We start from the raw sequence: 15,085 nt of genomic DNA on the forward strand, positions 1-15,085 counted from the left end.
AAGTTGATTTTTAAGAACAATCGGCTCAGTTATCCGTCAGCGCTGCCGGCTGAAATACCGGTTGCCAGGCCGACGAACAGTACCAGCGCGCCACTTTCAAATTTTATTTCAACCAAATCGTCTGCGGCGTGGTTTCTTGTGCCGATGCGGTCGGTAATCATCAGTTTTTCTTCGTTCAGAGGCCATCTCAATCCTTTTGTAGTGATCTGGTTTGCTTCGGGATAGGGGTATAGCGAGACCAGACGGTCTTTTATGCCGTTGAGCACTGTGTATTCGTCCGCAAAAAAGTAACTGGAAAATTCATCATAAAAGGTAATTTTTACCCGGTCTTTGAAGAGGTAAGCTACATGCAGATTTCCGAGAAAGTGGTCCATTTCGCCACCACTGCCGCCGTACACATCAACTTTTTGAATTCCGCGTTCCAGCAGAATCTCCAGCGATTTCTGAAAATCCGTTTTGTCCTGATCCGGTGTATGGATGAATCTCTGACTGTAAATTTCTTCGTCGCTGCCCGTATGACTGTCAAAATCACCTGAAATAAAGTCCAGCAGGTTCAAAGCAAAACCCTTTTCTTTCAGATAATGAAAGGCACCATCAGAGCAGGCAACCATATCGTACGCAGCAGTTTCCGGCAATTGCTTAGGTGGAACACCGTTGATGAAAAGAAGTGCGCGATTCATTTATTGGCCGCGGTCGTTGGGATTCCAGTATTCTTCCGGCTCACCCTGAATTTTGGATACATATCTGGCCAAAACAAAAAGATAATCCGACAGGCGGTTCAGGTACTTGATGAGTTCCGGTCTTACCTCTTCGTGCTCATTAAGGAACACCAGACTGCGCTCAGCCCGGCGGCAAACCGTACGGCAAATATGCAGCGAGGTCGCACCTTTACCACCACCCGGAAGTATGAAATACTGCAATGGCTCCAGAGCAGTTTCAAATTCATCCATCCACTGCTCCAGTTCTTCAATTTCTGTTTCAGAAATCATCAAAGAGAGTCTTGACTTTCCGTTAGCCAGCGTAAGTTTATCAGTTGGCGTGGCCGATTCTGACCCTACCGTAAAAAGGTCGAACTGAATTTTCTTAAGCTGATAGAGGATACCTTCGTCCGTTATCTCAGCTTTGGCAAAGCCTATAAATGAGTTCAGCTCGTCTATTGTCCCATAAGATTCAACCCGCGCTGAAGCTTTGGAAACGCGTGTCCCGCCGTATAGGGAGGTTTCGCCTTTATCACCGGTCTTCGTATAAATTTTCATACCCAAAGATAAAGTTTTAAAATGGAAATCTTAAGTTGATAGCCTACTTCATTACCTCCACGAAATGCCATACCGTCTGGTCCTTGGGATGATAAATGACGGTGCTGGAGTTTGGAAAACGGCTTATTTTATAATATTCTATTGTTTTATCGGTCCTGAGTTCATTCAGAAAGGAAACATTAACCAATTCACCGGGGATGAATTTTTCAACAAAAGCAATCTTTTCGATGATGGATCCTCCATCAACTTTCTTATACTCTTTGGAAGACCGGCTTTCATCGGTTGTTGGCTGTTCTGTAAGCGACTGCAACAGTAGTTCCTTCTCCGGAGTTTTATACTTAAAGACATAATATGGCGAGCCACTGGGTGTTACAATCTTTTTGCCGGTTATTGGACTCAGTTGCAGGTCATTTGATCCTATAAACACACTGTCAAAAGCGACATCCTCTGCCTTCACTACCCTGCTCACCTGTTCGGTGATGGTTTGGTGCACGGTCTCCATGGCTTTCTGCTGAACCTGCTCCTTAGTATCTGTTACAATAGTCGTTACACTTTCCTCAATTTTCTGGCAGGAAAACAGCATCATTGCACCTGCAGCCAGCACCGCGTTCGTATTAAATATTTTCATGTCTGGATTAAACGTAATTTTCAGTCTTTTATTGATTATCGCGGAAGGAACTCACCAGTTTATCAAGATTGAGGCTTCGGGCTGAGGCATCAAAGATCTCGCGGTAGGTTCCGTTCATGTTCACCAGCTGCTCATGATTACCACTTTCAACCACTTTCCCCTTTTTCATCACATAAATCGTATCACTGTCCAGAATCTGCGAGAGTGAATGGGAAATTATGATCACCGTCCTGCCCTCCTTAATCGCATCGAGTGAATTTTTGATCTGTTCGGTGGCAATGGCGTCCAGGCTGGCTGTTGGTTCGTCCAGGAAAATAATTGGCGGATCCTTCAGGAATAGCCGGGCGATGGCGATGCGTTGCTGCTGTCCGCCGGACAGCTGCGTTGCGTCATGTTGATAACCTTGCGGCAAATCCATAATCTGGTCATGCAGGTAGGCTTTTCTGGCAGCAGTTTCAATCTCTTCAAAAGTGGCCTCCATATTACCATAACGGATGTTATCTTCAATGCTTCCCTGGAAAATATGGTTGCGCTGCAGCACCAAACCAATATCGCCGCGAAGAAATGAATTTTCATACTGATTCAGGTTAATGTTATCGAGCGTAATATTCCCCGAATCCGGCAAATAGAACTTACAGAGCAGATTGATCACTGTTGATTTTCCTGCGCCGCTTAAACCTACCAGTGCCGTTGTTTTGCCGTTTTCAATACGCATTGAAACATTATTCAAAGCCTTTGTACCGTTGGGATAACTGAAATCTACATTTTTCAGTTCAAAATTGCCTGAGATATCACTGTCGATATGTGTTCCGTTGGGCTCGGTTTCATCATCAGCATTTAAAATGTCGAAATATCCTTCAGCATATATGAAGGCATCATTCATATCGTCATATATGCGGTGCAGTTGCCGGATGGGCGACGACACATTGTTGAACAGCATAATGTGCAGCATAATGGCTCCGATAGTCATTTGCTGGTCCAGGACCAGGTATACAGTAAGCAAAATGATAAGTACAACACCAAACTGCTCAATGAAGGTCTTTAAACCGTCATAAATAAAATTGGTACGCCGGGTGTAGAGTTGGCTTTCCATAAGCTGCATCTGGAGGTCAAACTGTTTTTTACCCTCAAATTTTTCGCGTACAAAACTCTTGATCACCATAATAGAGCCTATCAGATTAAGAAGTCCTGAGGTCTTCTGCTCCCGCTGATTTCTCAGCGTACGGCGTACACCTGAAAGTCGTTTGGCCTGCAGCGCGCTTACATAGAAATAAATGGGCACCACCACCGTAGAAACCAACCCCACATATACATTCTGCATATACATGATGATCAGGGCGATAATGGCATTTGAAAACAAAGGCAGGATATCAATAAAAAAATTCTGCACCAATTTTGTCAGGCTTTCGATGCCGCGGTCTATGCGGGTCTGCAACTTTCCGGTTTCGTGATTTTCATCGTTAAAGTAAGCGATCCTATAACGGAGAATTTTATCGATCGCAGTTTGGGCCAATACAGAACTTACATTAATCCTGATTTTTTCGCCATAGAATTTCTGACCGAACTGAATGAAGATGTTGGCCAGCTCCTTGCCAAGTAAAATAGCGGTGATGACCACCAGGACATGAATACCTTCACTCATCGGATCCGGAAGATTTACCAGCGCAGTAACTTCGTCCACGGTATACTTCAGCACCAGCGGGTTTACCTGCGCCGCCAAAGCCCCCAGGAAGGTGAGGAACAGCGTACCGTAAATCATAAACCGGTAAGGCGATATAAACGGTCTCAGCTGTTTATAAATGCTGATCAGGTTGGTGGTGCGGGCAAATGGTTTCGGCATCAATGTCAAAAAAGGTTTCAGAAAATTCCAAAACCTGAAATAAACAAAAATTTGACCAAAACAGTTTTAGCTTTTGTAGCTGTAGCTTGTCAGATAGTGCAGTTCGGGACGGCTGGCAGCGCTGGATTCAGCTTCTGCCATTTCCATTGAATAGCGGCTTGTCAGTTCCTTCTTCTGGAACAGGAAGGAATTGTTCGCATTTTTATCAACCACATTGTTGAAAATGTGTTCAATTTCTGAATTGGCCAGCGAAGCAAAACTCATATCTTCAAAGCCGTACATCAGTCTAAGATTGTCCAGTCCGGAAAAATTTTCATCAACAAAATCCCTGAAGTGGTTTTTAGTATCAAAATTACCTGCCCAGATATTGTATACGTATGATTTGGTGTGTTCCTTATTCAGGATGTCCTGATATACAAAGTTCTCCCCCAGATAAGCCTCCCGAACGAGAGGATCATTTGCCAGATCATGCGGCAGACCTTCTTTCAGGATCTTACCTTCAAACATAATATAGGTTTTGTGGGTAATTGCAAGGGTTTGCTGCACATTGTGATCAGTAATCAGGATGCCTATGTTTTTGTCGACAAGGCTGCGGACTATTTTCTGGATATCCTCTACCGCAATGGGGTCCACTCCCGCAAATGGTTCATCCAATAGAATAAAGTTGGGGCTTGTGGCCAGACAGCGGGCAATTTCGGTACGGCGTCTCTCACCCCCGGAAAGCAGGTCGCCACGGTTCTTGCGCACATGCTGGAGCGAAAACTCCTCAATAAGTTCGTCGCACTTCATCTGCTGTTCCCTTTTGGAAAGCTTGGTAAGCTGAAGAACTCCTAAGATATTCTCCTCCACAGAAAGTTTACGGAATACCGATGCTTCCTGCGCCAGGTAGCCAATACCCTTCTGTGCACGGCGGTACATCGCATCTGAAGTAATTTCCTTATCGTCCAGGTAGATTTTTCCGGAGGTTGGTTTCACCAGACCCACAATCATATAGAAAGAAGTTGTCTTTCCGGCACCGTTGGGACCTAAAAGCCCTACAATTTCACCTTGTGAAACCTGCACAGAAACGCCTTTCACCACCTTTTTCGGTCCGTATTCCTTAATTAAATTTTCTCCCCGTAAAATCATGCAGCAAATATAAATAAAAATGGTGCACGACTTCAGTAAGCACAAATTTTTGAATATATCGGCACAAGCCTTAAATATTTGTGCAGAAATTCAATATTATTGTTAATTTTAAATAAAAAACCATGGAAACCTACGGCTACAATAATCCCGATCCACAAAACAGAAATCCCAATTACCGCTCCGACAAGAAACTGGCCACAGGCATCTTCGCCATCATTTTGGGTGCTTTAGGCATCCACAAGTTCTATCTCGGTTATACAAGTGAAGGTATTACGCTGTTGCTTTCCACGCTCATTATCCTGCCACTGCTCACCATAATTACCTGCGGGATTGGAAGTGCCTTCTATCCTGTAGTTTTTATCGTACCTCTTATTGAAGGTATCATTTACCTTACGATGAGTGACGAGCAGTTTGACCGCACGTATGTTCAGGGAAGGAAACCATGGTTCTAAGCTTAATTTTATTCAATTTGGACCTTGTCTGGACATTAGATATCAGAGGTTAGAGATTAGAAGTTAGATTTATTCAGAAAATGAAGTATTAAAACTTCCCTGCAAGCTGAGAGAACCTACGTACACGCCGTGGTTAACCGCACACGAATAGTATACCCACTGATTATATAGATATATTTAAAAAAAAATACGGATACAAATCCATCAAATTGTTATTTACAGTAGATTTCTGTCTATTGAGATTCCTTCGGAATGACAAAGAGGCTGGTTTATTAATACTGGGATAATGGGTTTTCAAGTAAAAATTCACACAAGCCAATATTTAGACCGGTCTTGAAACAAACGGGTCTCCGTACCCGAAGACCCTTTTGCAATTTGTGCTGAGAACTTATCCGTTCAGCAGGATGGCCGCTTCCTTGGCCGCATAGGTAAAGATCATATCTGCGCCGGCACGCTTGATACAGGTTAAACTTTCAATAACCGCTTTGTCATTGTCCAGCCAGCCGTTCTGTGCCGCGGCCTTCAGCATGGCATATTCGCCGCTTACATTATAAACGGCAATCGGCAACTCAATGGTTTCGCGAACTTTGGCTACGATATCCAGATATGGCATGCCCGGCTTAATCATAATGATATCGGCACCTTCGGCTACATCTTTCAATACTTCATCAATAGCTTCGCGCGAGTTATGAAAGTCCATCTGATAGGTTTTCTTGTCCTGCGGAATTTCCTGTGCATCCACGGGTGCTGAATCCAAAGCACTGCGGAACGGGCCATAAAAAGAACTGGCATATTTTGCTGAGTAGCTTAAAATGCCTACATCAGTAAAACCGCCTTCTTCCAAACCAGTACGTATAGCGGCCACCCTGCCATCCATCATATCACTGGGCGCTACAATGTCGGCACCGGCCTTTGCGTGAGAGACAGCCATTTTGGTAAGTGCTTCGTTGGTAGCGTCATTGTCAACCTTTCCGTTGGTTATAATACCGTCATGACCGTAAACCGAATATGGGTCCAGCGCTACATCGGGCATCACCACCATCCCGGGAACAGCATCCTTGATGGCTTTGATAGTATCCTGCATAAGTCCGCTGTCATTCCAGGATTCTTTTCCGGTATAGTCTTTCAGGTTTTCGGAGACCTTCATATAAAGGTTTACTCCTTTCACTCCCAGAGAATACAGCTCGCGGCACTCCTGCACTGTTAGGTCCAAAGTCCTGCGGAATATTCCGGGCATAGAAGGAATAGCCTCCTGTTTGTTCTGGCCTTCCATTACAAAAACCGGCATTACCAGGTCGTTGGTAGTAAGGACAGTTTCCTGTACTAAACTGCGTATGGCGGCGCTCACTCTGAGACGTCGGTTCCGGGAATATATCATCATATTATAAATGTAAAAGTGGTATTCTTTTTGAAAGTACAAATTTACCAATAGTTAATGATAAAACTATTGCAGGTTAAAAGAAGTTTCTTATCTTCGTAAAGTATTGTATTAAAAAATGAAAAAACTTTTACTTATTATATTATTTTTTAGTCTTGGCTTCAGCTCCACTTTAACTGCTCAAAGCCGTGAACCCTTTGGCATCAGCCAGAAAAATGATGACGGAACTTTGGTGGCCTATCCTAATCCTACACGCGATATCCTGTTGGTGAAAGCAAAAGATCCAATGGTTAAAGTGAAGTCGGTTTCCTTTTATTCCATTCTTGGCACTCAGGTGGCCAGCTATAATGTGAATATGAATGCGGCGGAGATTAACCTTGGAAACCTGAGACCCGGCAAATATCTGATGAGATATACACTGAGCGACAATACTCAGAAAATTAAACAAATCATTAAGCAGTAAATACCACAACTTTAAAGTATACTTATAAATATCCGTTTCCGAACGGATATTTTGCTATATTTGATTGTGATGAAAAGCTTTCAGAAAGTACATACCATCCTGTATGTAACAGATCAAGCCACAAGCCGGGATTTTTACAGACAGATTCTTGGTTTGGAGCCCGTGTTGGATGTGCCCGGAATGACAGAGTTTCAGCTTTCTGATTTTTTCACCCTGGGCTTGATGCCCAACAGCAGCATAAACAAAATTCTTCACGGGAAAACACCCGACCCTGCAAGCGGAACTGGAATTCCGCGTTGTGAACTTTATCTTTATCTTGATGATATTGAGGCTGAATTTCAGAAAGCCGTGAATCTGAATGCTGAAATCGTAAGTGCACCTTCCGACCGCGACTGGGGAGACCGTGCATGTTATCTGGCTGATCCTGACGGTCACATTATTGCTTTCGCCAAAAAACTTAAAACTTAAGCACATGAACAACTGTCTGGAATGCAATGAGCCCATACACGGCAGATCCGACAAGAAATTCTGTTCGGACGCGTGCCGTAATGCCTTTAACAATAAGCAGAATAAAGACGCATCGAATCTGATGCGCAATATCAATAATAAACTGCGGAAGAATCACCGGATTTTAGCTGATCAAAAGTTCACCGAAGGCAAAGCGAAAACCACCCGCAGTAAACTTTCAGCCGAAGGTTTTGATTTCGAATATTTTACAAATCTGAAAATCTATAAAAACGGTGCAGAGTACCGTTTTGTCTATGATATTGGCTATAAATTCCTGGAAGAAGACTGGATTTTGCTGGTAAGAAAAGAATGATTACTTTTGCCCACGAATTCGGGATGTAGCGCAGCCTGGTAGCGTACTTGCATGGGGTGCAAGGGGTCGCTGGTTCGAATCCAGTCATCCCGACTGAAAAAAAGAGCAGTTTTTTGTCACTGCTCTTTTTCTGTTTATTGATTTTCCATTCCAGACATAAAAAAAGGACTGAAATCCAGTCCTGCGTGTCTATTCACCTTCGTTAACCAAACGTATTTTATCTTCAAATATTTCTATCTTCTTGTCACGGTACAGGCCACCGATGGCTTTTTTGAAATTCTTCTTACTCATCTGGAGTTCCTGCTTAATTTCTTCCGGCTCGGATTTGTCTGAAAGATACAGAAGACCGTAATTGCTTTCCAGTTTTTCCAGGATCACCTGCTGGAATTCGTCTATATTATCATAACCTTCAGGCTGCAGGGAAACATCGATTTTTCCGTCCTCACGGATGGTTTTAATATAACCCACCTCATCAGAAAGCGGAAAAAGCCGCTTATAAACATCGGAAGTATAAATGAGCCCTATGTATTTTTTGTTGATGATCACGTTCCAGCCCAGTTCACTTTCGCCCATGATAATAATATTTACCTTGTCTCCTTTGCGGAAGGGCAGATCTTCATACTGCGGATTCCTTTTAAACTTAGTAGTGCCGGTAATAAGGCCCAGCTTTTCATCCACATATACATAAACGAGATATCGTTTACCTTCCAGTATTTTCAGCTTCTGCTGCTGATAGGGAATAAAAAGGTCCTTGATGATGCCCCAATCCATAAATGCACCGCTGGGCAACGCCTGCACACATGTCATCACGGCAAACTCACCGATTTCTGCGGTCGGCTTTTCGGTAGTCGCCTTCAGTCTGTCGTCGTCCTGATATACGAAAACTTCCATGTCACTGCCAACTTCAGCATCTTCTGAAGCAAAAATCTTGGGAAGGAAAGCCCTTTCCCCGTTTTCGTCTTCCAGGAAAAGTCCGGAATAATTTTTCTCTGCAATTTTAAGAATTTGCGTTTGGCCGATTTTCATATATAAAATAATAAGCTGTAAAGGTATGAAATCTAAAGGAACAGATATTGCACCTGCCGGACTATGCCTTCTACCGTCATCAATAAATATTATTACAAACCCGAACTGCGGATCCTGACCATTGTCTATAATTCAGGCTCAGTTTATGATTATCTGGATGTTCCGCAGAACGTTTTTGACGAATTCAGGGCGGCCTACTCCAAGGGAATCTTTCTTAACCGCGAAATCAAACCAAGATTTGCTTATCGTAAACGGAGCTGAGCTCGAATTTCATCTCATTAAATCAGATCAACTTCGCATAATGGCTATATAGGCTAGTAGAACAAAGAAATTCCTGCATTAAAACGGAGGTTAGGCGTTCCGGAATAATCGGTTTGATCCTGAAACTCACTGCTTAGCGCATATAGTGCCGCAAAACTTGTGAAAATCCTGAGGTTTGTTCTGGCAGTTAAAGGACGGTAAAAGTTCAGGGTAAGTTGCGGACCTAATTTAGTAGTTGAGTCAAAGGCGTGATCAGGCGCAATCACATTATTGAACATCAGGTCACTGGAGGATGCCGCTGTATAATTCAGGCTTTGAGACAGCGGAATATAAGCATCAGCGCCCGCTTCCAGGTTCAGTATAAATTCTGTTGAATGAAGGAGGTCGCGGTTTGCTGCAAACTGTAAATCAAAAGATTTGATGTGCTTATAGGTAACTCCTAAAAGGTCTGTTGCGGAAAAATCTGAGTATGACACGCTTGTATTTAAACCAAGAAGCACACGCTTCCGGTCCTTCCAGACCACCGCGTTGGAAAGTTCTGCCCGGTCCAGGGTCATACGGAAATTCTGACCCTGCTCCGGCACACTATAATTATCGCCGGTAATGCTCTTCAAATCTATGTTAGTAATAATATCTTTTTCAGCACCTCTTCGCAACCACTGCACTTGTGCATAGTAACTTTTTAGGCGGTATTTCATGTTTTCCAGACTTTCCTCGAAATAGACAGCTCCACCTGCATCTTTTGTAAATAAAGTCTCAATCGATTTTGAGTAGCCGGAATTAACAGTTATCAAATCATGCTCACCCTGGAAAGCATAACCGGCACCGTAACCTCGGTCAAAAGTTTTGTAAATGAAATCACTGTAAGACGGGAAATTAATTATCCGGCCATAACCCGCCGAAAATCGTACGAAAGTATCCGGAAACGAGGGTGCATTAATGTATTCGTTCACTGAAATTATATCGTGCTCTTCTGTCTTGCGGCCTAAATGTCCAAAAAATGAGATTTGATGTTTTCCCAAATTAAAACCAACAAAAGCTTTTCCTGAGTAATCGGCGGAGGAGATGCCGGGGCGGGGATCAGTATCCCGGAAGGAACTCCGGTTTCCGTAGTTTACAGTTGCGCCAAAATCAAATGAGGAAAGCCTGTAACTTGCACCACCGGTTACTTTGTACTCCTGTGATTCCCAGTCACCGGCTTTTGGTACCAGCAGATAATTTGGATTCAGAATCATATTATTCTCCGTGCGCTGGGAAGTCAGGTTGTAGGCAAGTTCTTTTTCCTTTATGAAAGCGTAATTGAAACTGCCAAAAAGCCGGAGGTTCTGATGAATGTTATAGATACCGTCTGTTGCAAAGCCATATTCAGTGATTTGCCCGGCGGTTTGGGTACGTTTCAGATTGAGATCGCGGCTGCTAAGCATTAGGGTGGTTTCTGTAAAATCGGCCAGCGGTAAATCTGTGTATTGCACCGGATTTGTCTTCAGGTGATCAAACTGAGGCCTGTAAATCCGGTTCTGCATCAAATTCAGGCTGTCCTTCTCCTGTGCGGCTACAGCCAGAAAAGACAGAATTAGACTTAGTGTTAATGCCGGTTTATATCTCATCATAGCGCAAAGCCACGCGGGTTGGCCATTGGAAGTTTAACAAAATCATTTGCGGAATTGTTGGTGTCTTCCAAAATACGTCGGCCATCCGGCAAAACCGTTTTTGTTTTCCTGATGACAGACTGGGAATTAAAGGCTGCATCCGTATTGATAAAGGAAGCATCAACCGCGGAACCGAGCATCTTTGGCCGTTGGGAATTGGGATTAAAGTGCTGCAGCTCTACCCCGTCTATTATTACAGAAACAGGAATCTGTTTATAGAATCTTGTATTGGTCCCAACAACAGCTACTGTAGGATCGGCATAATCGGGCAGCGCATCGAAATCATTCATCCTGAAAATAGCGAAACTGTCGCGGCCCAGATTATCGATCAGGAAGTCATTATTACTGTTCCAGTAGCCTGTTCTTCCCCAATAGGCGATTGTAAGATCTTTTACAGCTGGGTTCTGGAGGTCATATTTATAAACCGTATCTCCGATGGAGAGTTTGAAATCACCCAGATAAGCTTCAAAATCTGCAGTGCTTAAATCCAAAGTAAGTGATGGATTCAAAACAGTGACCGGAACACCGGTGTTATCTACCAGCGGCGCTTTATGGTTGGACCCGTTCTGTGCAATTACGAGTGACTGCCCGGGTTGGATTGGATACTGTGTTCCGCTGCCCGGAACCTGCAGTACATAATCCGCATATACATAATCTGTATTTGCAGAACTTCCGCCCGTCATACCCAGAGATTTACTCCAGTCGAACTGACCGTTTGCAAGTGATGTCGCATTTACGGTCATATTGTTCTTGCCATATAACTGCGCGATGAAAAGGCCGTCGGCATAGATCACCTCATTGGAATTGTTATAGATCTCAATAAACTGATCCCGGAAGGAGGCTCCCTGCGTTGCGTGGGATCCTGCATAATACACCTGCTTGATTACCAGATCGCCCAGCCGTGCAGATTTAATCTCAATTGATGTAGCAGTTACGTTCGCATTTACGATCACATTTTCCTGTACCCCATTAAAATGTACCTCAGGTACCGGCGAAGGGTATCCGAAAGCAGAAAGGAATTCTGCCGCAGGCATCGTTTTGGAGACGGTAACTTTATAGCTTCCCGGAATTACGGTTGCAAAAACCGCGGCACCGTTATCTCCGCTGGTTGCTGTATAGGTATCACCCGAACTGTTATTCACCAGGGTAACCACCGCGTTCTTGGACTGTTTATTGCCAAAGTAGCTGTCGTACCTTACCTGAACGGTAAAGGTTACCGGCACAAGGTTTCCGGAGCCACTGCCGGAGCCAAAATCATCACTCCTGCATGAAAACAGCATCAGTAAAAGGAAAATAATACTTATAATTTGCTTCATATTCACAAAATTAAAATTCGTACTCTATCTTGGCTCCGAAGGACAGATCCAGCAGGCCACCTTTTGGTCTTACTTTATATACTCCGGACTCAAAATAAGTTTCGGTTTGCTTTAGATCCAGGAAATTATTTGCGTAAAAGGAAAATTTAAATCCATTCCGGAAATCCTTGGATATTTTGAGATTCATATTGTGGTACACTTTATCCAGGCTGGTATTTACCTCATCTACATTTGCGGTTTTTATATGTGCAAACTGTGAAGGATCATCAATTTGCTGCTGAGTAAGCTCCACCATGTTTAAGTTGGTATCGATATAAGCATACAGCAGGCGCGGGTTATGCACAAAGGCATCATCAACTATAAAATGCTGGGTGCGCAGCGTGACCAGGAGCCCGGCGCCCGGCAAATGGTAATTGAGGGCAGCCCCCACCATCATCTGGCGGTATTTACTTGTAAAAGAGCGGTACAGACCGTATATTTCATCTTTGGTGAGGTTTGTAGACCTGAAATATTTATCGGTTCCGGAGTTGTTTGTGGTCTCTACATAACTTCCGTTAAGATCCAGTGAAAGATTGTTTACCGGCAAACGGTTAAAGTTCATCATAAATTCCAAACCTTTATCGGTAGAGGTAAGCGCATTAACAATACGGTTCTGCAGAAAATAGTAATCGTCATAACCCGTAATCTGAAAGGCAGGTGTATTGGTGCCGTCCGGCTGCACCGTAACTTCGGCTAAATCCCTTTTGGCTGCGAAACTTTCGTTCGTAAATCCGTCCTGCAGTTTGTTGTAATATGCCGTAACACTCACATTTCCGAAGGGTAAACGGTAATCCAGTCCCACCTCTGTGCGGTTACTTCTGCTGGGCTTAAGGTCCATATTGTCCGAATAGTCTATGAAAGTCTGTACGATTCCGAAGTTGTAAACTCCGGGTACACGGACATCAGCTAAAATCATATCAAAATACCGCGGTCCCGTATAAATCATATTGATTCCGGGTGCTTTTGAAGCGATACCAAATCCACCACGAACCTTTAGATTTTTCCAAAGAAGATAAGAATTAAGCCTGGGCTGCAGAATGGTGGTTCCGGCCTGACGGTCCAGCCTGGCGCCCGCGTTCAGATTAAAAACAAATTCACCAAATTTCTTGAACATATTGTTTTCTGAAAAAAGAGAAAACTGATATTCCGGCCTGACATTTTCGCCGAAATTATACGGTCTGAAGGCCTGTCCACCACCCTGGAAGGCAGCAATAATGGTTTCGGGACTTCCCAAACGCCCCGCTCCCCGGTTGTCACTGCCGCGTGCCGAGATACCCACGAGGAAATTATGGATCCAGCCTTTTTCGGTTTTCAGATTCTTTTTTACATCGGCAGAAAAAAACATGGAGACCGGTTTACCTTCCACTTCCTTGGTCTGGCGGTATACTACGGGCGAATAAGTTCCCAGGTAAACGCCTTCAACCAAACTGGTTCCCACAACCTCCCCACCCGAATTGTAGATACTGGACTCATGGGTGTTCTGATAACCCTGTGAATAACTTGCGCTTACATTCAGGTTATCTGCCAGCGCCGTCTTTAGACGCCAGTTGAAACGGTTGGAGATCATGAAATCCCGTTTTCTGTTGTAAACAATTTTTTGGGTCTGGTCCTCGGCTTCAAAGTTGGCATCGTCCAGATTATTGCTATAATTTACCGAAAGTGAATTGCTGATATTACGGTTTCGGCCATAAACAGTCCATAACAAATTAGTTCCAAGACGCTGATAATTGTTGAATTTGGTACGCGGATCAGAATTGGAACTGAGGTAATTGAGATTTACATTCAGGAATCCTATCCGTTCGGTAAGTTTAAAACCTTTATTCAGGTTGTATTCCTGGGTACCTTCACGAACTGCCAGGTAAGCACGGTAAGGAGTGCTGCCGCTTTTTTGGTGAATGTGGACCAGGCCGGAAGTAAGGTCACCATAACGTGCTGAGGGAATACCCTGAACCACCTCCACACTTTCAATATTCTCAACAGGAATCTCACGGAGATCCGAGCCGAAATTGGTATTGGAGAAATATCCGTTATAACCGTTGGCAACCCCGAAACCAATAGTATTGGGTGAAAATACAGATCCCTGATACAGAAACGAGTTGGAGTTAGGAGCGTAATTTCCTACGTAGCTCTGCATATTTTCGTTGTTGGACACAGGTATGCCGTCTACCACCACCGCAGTTCCGAAAGATTTATTACCGAAACCCTCCATTCCGTTTGCAGCGATCGCATTTGGATTCACCGAACGGAAAACAATGGGTTTAAATTCATTGAGCCTCAGGTCCTGAAGTTTCTGCCCGGGCAATTGCTCCAGCACATCGCTTATTGAAAATGCCTGAATGTTCTTCAGCGCTTCTTCCCTGATTTCAATTTCGGAGTAGTGTTTTTTCCTGGCTGTAAGTGTTACTTCTTTAATCCGGACTGAAGCTACCTGCATTTCCACTGTAATTTTCCCGGAAAAAGGCTGTAGGAAAGTTCGCTTTTCTTCCAACAGACCAACGCGTGAGAAGACCACCGTCTCACCGCTGCTGTATTGTAATACGAAATTACCGGCATTGTCCGTCACCGTCCACACCCCTGTATTTTCAACCGTCACCCGAACGCCACCAACTGGTTTGCGTGTATCGGCTTCCACTACCACTCCACTGAGTTGTGCGAATAAAGGGGTCGGTAATAAAAGTAGCGGTAACACGAAAATGATAAACCTTACCACTGCCATCAAACTGATTTTTTAAATGATATTAAAATTCCTTTTGCTAAGTTTGACTGAAAACCCCGCAATGCTGTATCAAAATCTCTGGAGAGTATCAATGTCATAAACGCATATAAGTA

The 15,085-nt window shown here is 43.8% G+C and carries 14 protein-coding genes, 1 tRNA gene and 1 pseudogene; 6 read left to right on the top strand and 10 right to left on the bottom strand.

Features of this window, described 5'->3' with window-relative positions; genetic code table 11:
• Nucleotides 1–29 precede the first annotated feature (29 nt).
• From P0M11_RS06755 to lptB, 5 genes and pseudogenes are all read right to left on the bottom strand, one after another.
• Nucleotides 30–680, bottom strand: a complete 651-nt coding sequence (locus P0M11_RS06755) for a thiamine diphosphokinase (RefSeq protein WP_275624994.1) — start codon at nt 678–680, stop codon at nt 30–32.
• Nucleotides 681–1,256 carry a cob(I)yrinic acid a,c-diamide adenosyltransferase gene (locus P0M11_RS06760; protein ID WP_275624995.1) on the bottom strand — a complete coding sequence of 192 codons (576 nt, stop codon included), beginning with the start codon at nt 1,254–1,256 and terminating at the stop codon, nt 681–683. It lies immediately after the preceding gene.
• A 43-nt stretch (nt 1,257–1,299) separates the two neighbouring features.
• The gene (locus P0M11_RS06765) at nt 1,300–1,884 is read right to left on the bottom strand and encodes a hypothetical protein (RefSeq protein WP_275624996.1); all 585 of its coding nucleotides are present in this window, start codon (nt 1,882–1,884) and stop codon (nt 1,300–1,302) included.
• A 28-nt stretch (nt 1,885–1,912) separates the two neighbouring features.
• Nucleotides 1,913–3,643: an ABC transporter ATP-binding protein gene (locus tag P0M11_RS06770; protein ID WP_275625334.1), complete on the bottom strand. Its 1,731-nt coding sequence runs from the start codon at nt 3,641–3,643 to the stop codon at nt 1,913–1,915.
• A gap of 483 nt (nt 3,644–4,126) precedes the next feature.
• Nucleotides 4,127–4,852: pseudogene (gene lptB, locus P0M11_RS06775) on the bottom strand (LPS export ABC transporter ATP-binding protein); the annotation flags it as partial.
• A gap of 122 nt (nt 4,853–4,974) precedes the next feature.
• Here lptB and P0M11_RS06780 point away from each other — a divergent pair.
• The gene (locus tag P0M11_RS06780; RefSeq protein WP_158063719.1) at nt 4,975–5,304 is read left to right on the top strand and encodes a TM2 domain-containing protein; all 330 of its coding nucleotides are present in this window, start codon (nt 4,975–4,977) and stop codon (nt 5,302–5,304) included.
• 388 nt (nt 5,305–5,692) lie between these two features.
• Here the strand turns inward: P0M11_RS06780 and hemB are convergent, their stop codons facing one another.
• Nucleotides 5,693–6,685, bottom strand: a complete 993-nt coding sequence (gene hemB, locus P0M11_RS06785; RefSeq protein WP_275624998.1) for a porphobilinogen synthase — start codon at nt 6,683–6,685, stop codon at nt 5,693–5,695.
• 115 nt (nt 6,686–6,800) lie between these two features.
• Here hemB and P0M11_RS06790 point away from each other — a divergent pair, with 115 nt between their 5' ends.
• From P0M11_RS06790 to P0M11_RS06805, 4 genes are all read left to right on the top strand, one after another.
• The gene (locus P0M11_RS06790; RefSeq protein ID WP_275624999.1) at nt 6,801–7,145 is read left to right on the top strand and encodes a T9SS type A sorting domain-containing protein; all 345 of its coding nucleotides are present in this window, start codon (nt 6,801–6,803) and stop codon (nt 7,143–7,145) included.
• A gap of 69 nt (nt 7,146–7,214) precedes the next feature.
• The gene (locus P0M11_RS06795) at nt 7,215–7,613 is read left to right on the top strand and encodes a VOC family protein (RefSeq protein WP_275625000.1); all 399 of its coding nucleotides are present in this window, start codon (nt 7,215–7,217) and stop codon (nt 7,611–7,613) included.
• A gap of 4 nt (nt 7,614–7,617) precedes the next feature.
• Complete coding sequence (locus tag P0M11_RS06800; protein WP_275625001.1) at nt 7,618–7,965, top strand: DUF2116 family Zn-ribbon domain-containing protein; 348 nt, start codon at nt 7,618–7,620, stop codon at nt 7,963–7,965.
• 19 nt (nt 7,966–7,984) lie between these two features.
• Nucleotides 7,985–8,058: transfer RNA gene (locus tag P0M11_RS06805), tRNA-Pro, on the top strand.
• A 96-nt stretch (nt 8,059–8,154) separates the two neighbouring features.
• On the opposite strand, the gene P0M11_RS06810 is transcribed toward P0M11_RS06805, so the two are convergent.
• Entirely contained in the window at nt 8,155–8,991 is an 837-nt protein-coding gene (locus tag P0M11_RS06810; RefSeq protein ID WP_275625002.1) for a S1-like domain-containing RNA-binding protein, read from the bottom strand.
• A gap of 63 nt (nt 8,992–9,054) precedes the next feature.
• On the opposite strand from P0M11_RS06810, the gene P0M11_RS06815 reads away from it, so the two are divergent.
• On the top strand, nt 9,055–9,252 hold the full coding sequence (locus P0M11_RS06815) for a KTSC domain-containing protein (protein ID WP_275625003.1): 198 nt from the start codon (nt 9,055–9,057) through the stop codon (nt 9,250–9,252).
• Between the two features lie 53 nt (nt 9,253–9,305).
• Here P0M11_RS06815 and P0M11_RS06820 read toward each other — a convergent pair whose 3' ends face one another.
• From P0M11_RS06820 to P0M11_RS06830, 3 genes are read right to left on the bottom strand one after another with little or no spacing between them, the layout of a single operon-like run.
• Entirely contained in the window at nt 9,306–10,862 is a 1,557-nt protein-coding gene (locus P0M11_RS06820; RefSeq protein WP_275625004.1) for a DUF6850 family outer membrane beta-barrel protein, read from the bottom strand.
• On the bottom strand, nt 10,859–12,217 hold the full coding sequence (locus tag P0M11_RS06825; RefSeq protein ID WP_275625005.1) for a DUF4876 domain-containing protein: 1,359 nt from the start codon (nt 12,215–12,217) through the stop codon (nt 10,859–10,861). The genes P0M11_RS06820 and P0M11_RS06825 overlap by 4 nt, the downstream gene beginning before the upstream one ends.
• Nucleotides 12,218–12,227: 10 nt before the next feature.
• Nucleotides 12,228–14,972 carry a TonB-dependent receptor gene (locus tag P0M11_RS06830; RefSeq protein ID WP_275625006.1) on the bottom strand — a complete coding sequence of 915 codons (2,745 nt, stop codon included), beginning with the start codon at nt 14,970–14,972 and terminating at the stop codon, nt 12,228–12,230.
• Between the last annotated feature and the right edge of the window lie 113 nt (nt 14,973–15,085).

The sequence above is a fragment of the Kaistella sp. PBT33-4 genome (assembly GCF_029194425.1).
Taxonomy (GTDB): Bacteria; Bacteroidota; Bacteroidia; order Flavobacteriales; family Weeksellaceae; genus Marnyiella.

Bases quoted from the DNA above. Each gene is read 5' to 3' on its own strand.
- P0M11_RS06755 (WP_275624994.1), bottom strand. From the start codon at position 680: ATGAATCGCGCACTTCTTTTCATCAACGGTGTTCCACCTAAGCAATTG.
- P0M11_RS06760 (WP_275624995.1), bottom strand. From the start codon at position 1,256: ATGAAAATTTATACGAAGACCGGTGATAAAGGCGAAACCTCCCTATAC.
- P0M11_RS06765 (WP_275624996.1), bottom strand. From the start codon at position 1,884: ATGAAAATATTTAATACGAACGCGGTGCTGGCTGCAGGTGCAATGATG.
- P0M11_RS06770 (WP_275625334.1), bottom strand. From the start codon at position 3,643: ATGATTTACGGTACGCTGTTCCTCACCTTCCTGGGGGCTTTGGCGGCG.
- P0M11_RS06780 (WP_158063719.1), top strand. From the start codon at position 4,975: ATGGAAACCTACGGCTACAATAATCCCGATCCACAAAACAGAAATCCC.
- hemB (WP_275624998.1), bottom strand. From the start codon at position 6,685: ATGATGATATATTCCCGGAACCGACGTCTCAGAGTGAGCGCCGCCATA.
- P0M11_RS06790 (WP_275624999.1), top strand. From the start codon at position 6,801: ATGAAAAAACTTTTACTTATTATATTATTTTTTAGTCTTGGCTTCAGC.
- P0M11_RS06795 (WP_275625000.1), top strand. From the start codon at position 7,215: ATGAAAAGCTTTCAGAAAGTACATACCATCCTGTATGTAACAGATCAA.
- P0M11_RS06800 (WP_275625001.1), top strand. From the start codon at position 7,618: ATGAACAACTGTCTGGAATGCAATGAGCCCATACACGGCAGATCCGAC.
- P0M11_RS06810 (WP_275625002.1), bottom strand. From the start codon at position 8,991: ATGAAAATCGGCCAAACGCAAATTCTTAAAATTGCAGAGAAAAATTAT.
- P0M11_RS06815 (WP_275625003.1), top strand. From the start codon at position 9,055: ATGCCTTCTACCGTCATCAATAAATATTATTACAAACCCGAACTGCGG.
- P0M11_RS06820 (WP_275625004.1), bottom strand. From the start codon at position 10,862: ATGATGAGATATAAACCGGCATTAACACTAAGTCTAATTCTGTCTTTT.
- P0M11_RS06825 (WP_275625005.1), bottom strand. From the start codon at position 12,217: ATGAAGCAAATTATAAGTATTATTTTCCTTTTACTGATGCTGTTTTCA.
- P0M11_RS06830 (WP_275625006.1), bottom strand. From the start codon at position 14,972: ATGGCAGTGGTAAGGTTTATCATTTTCGTGTTACCGCTACTTTTATTA.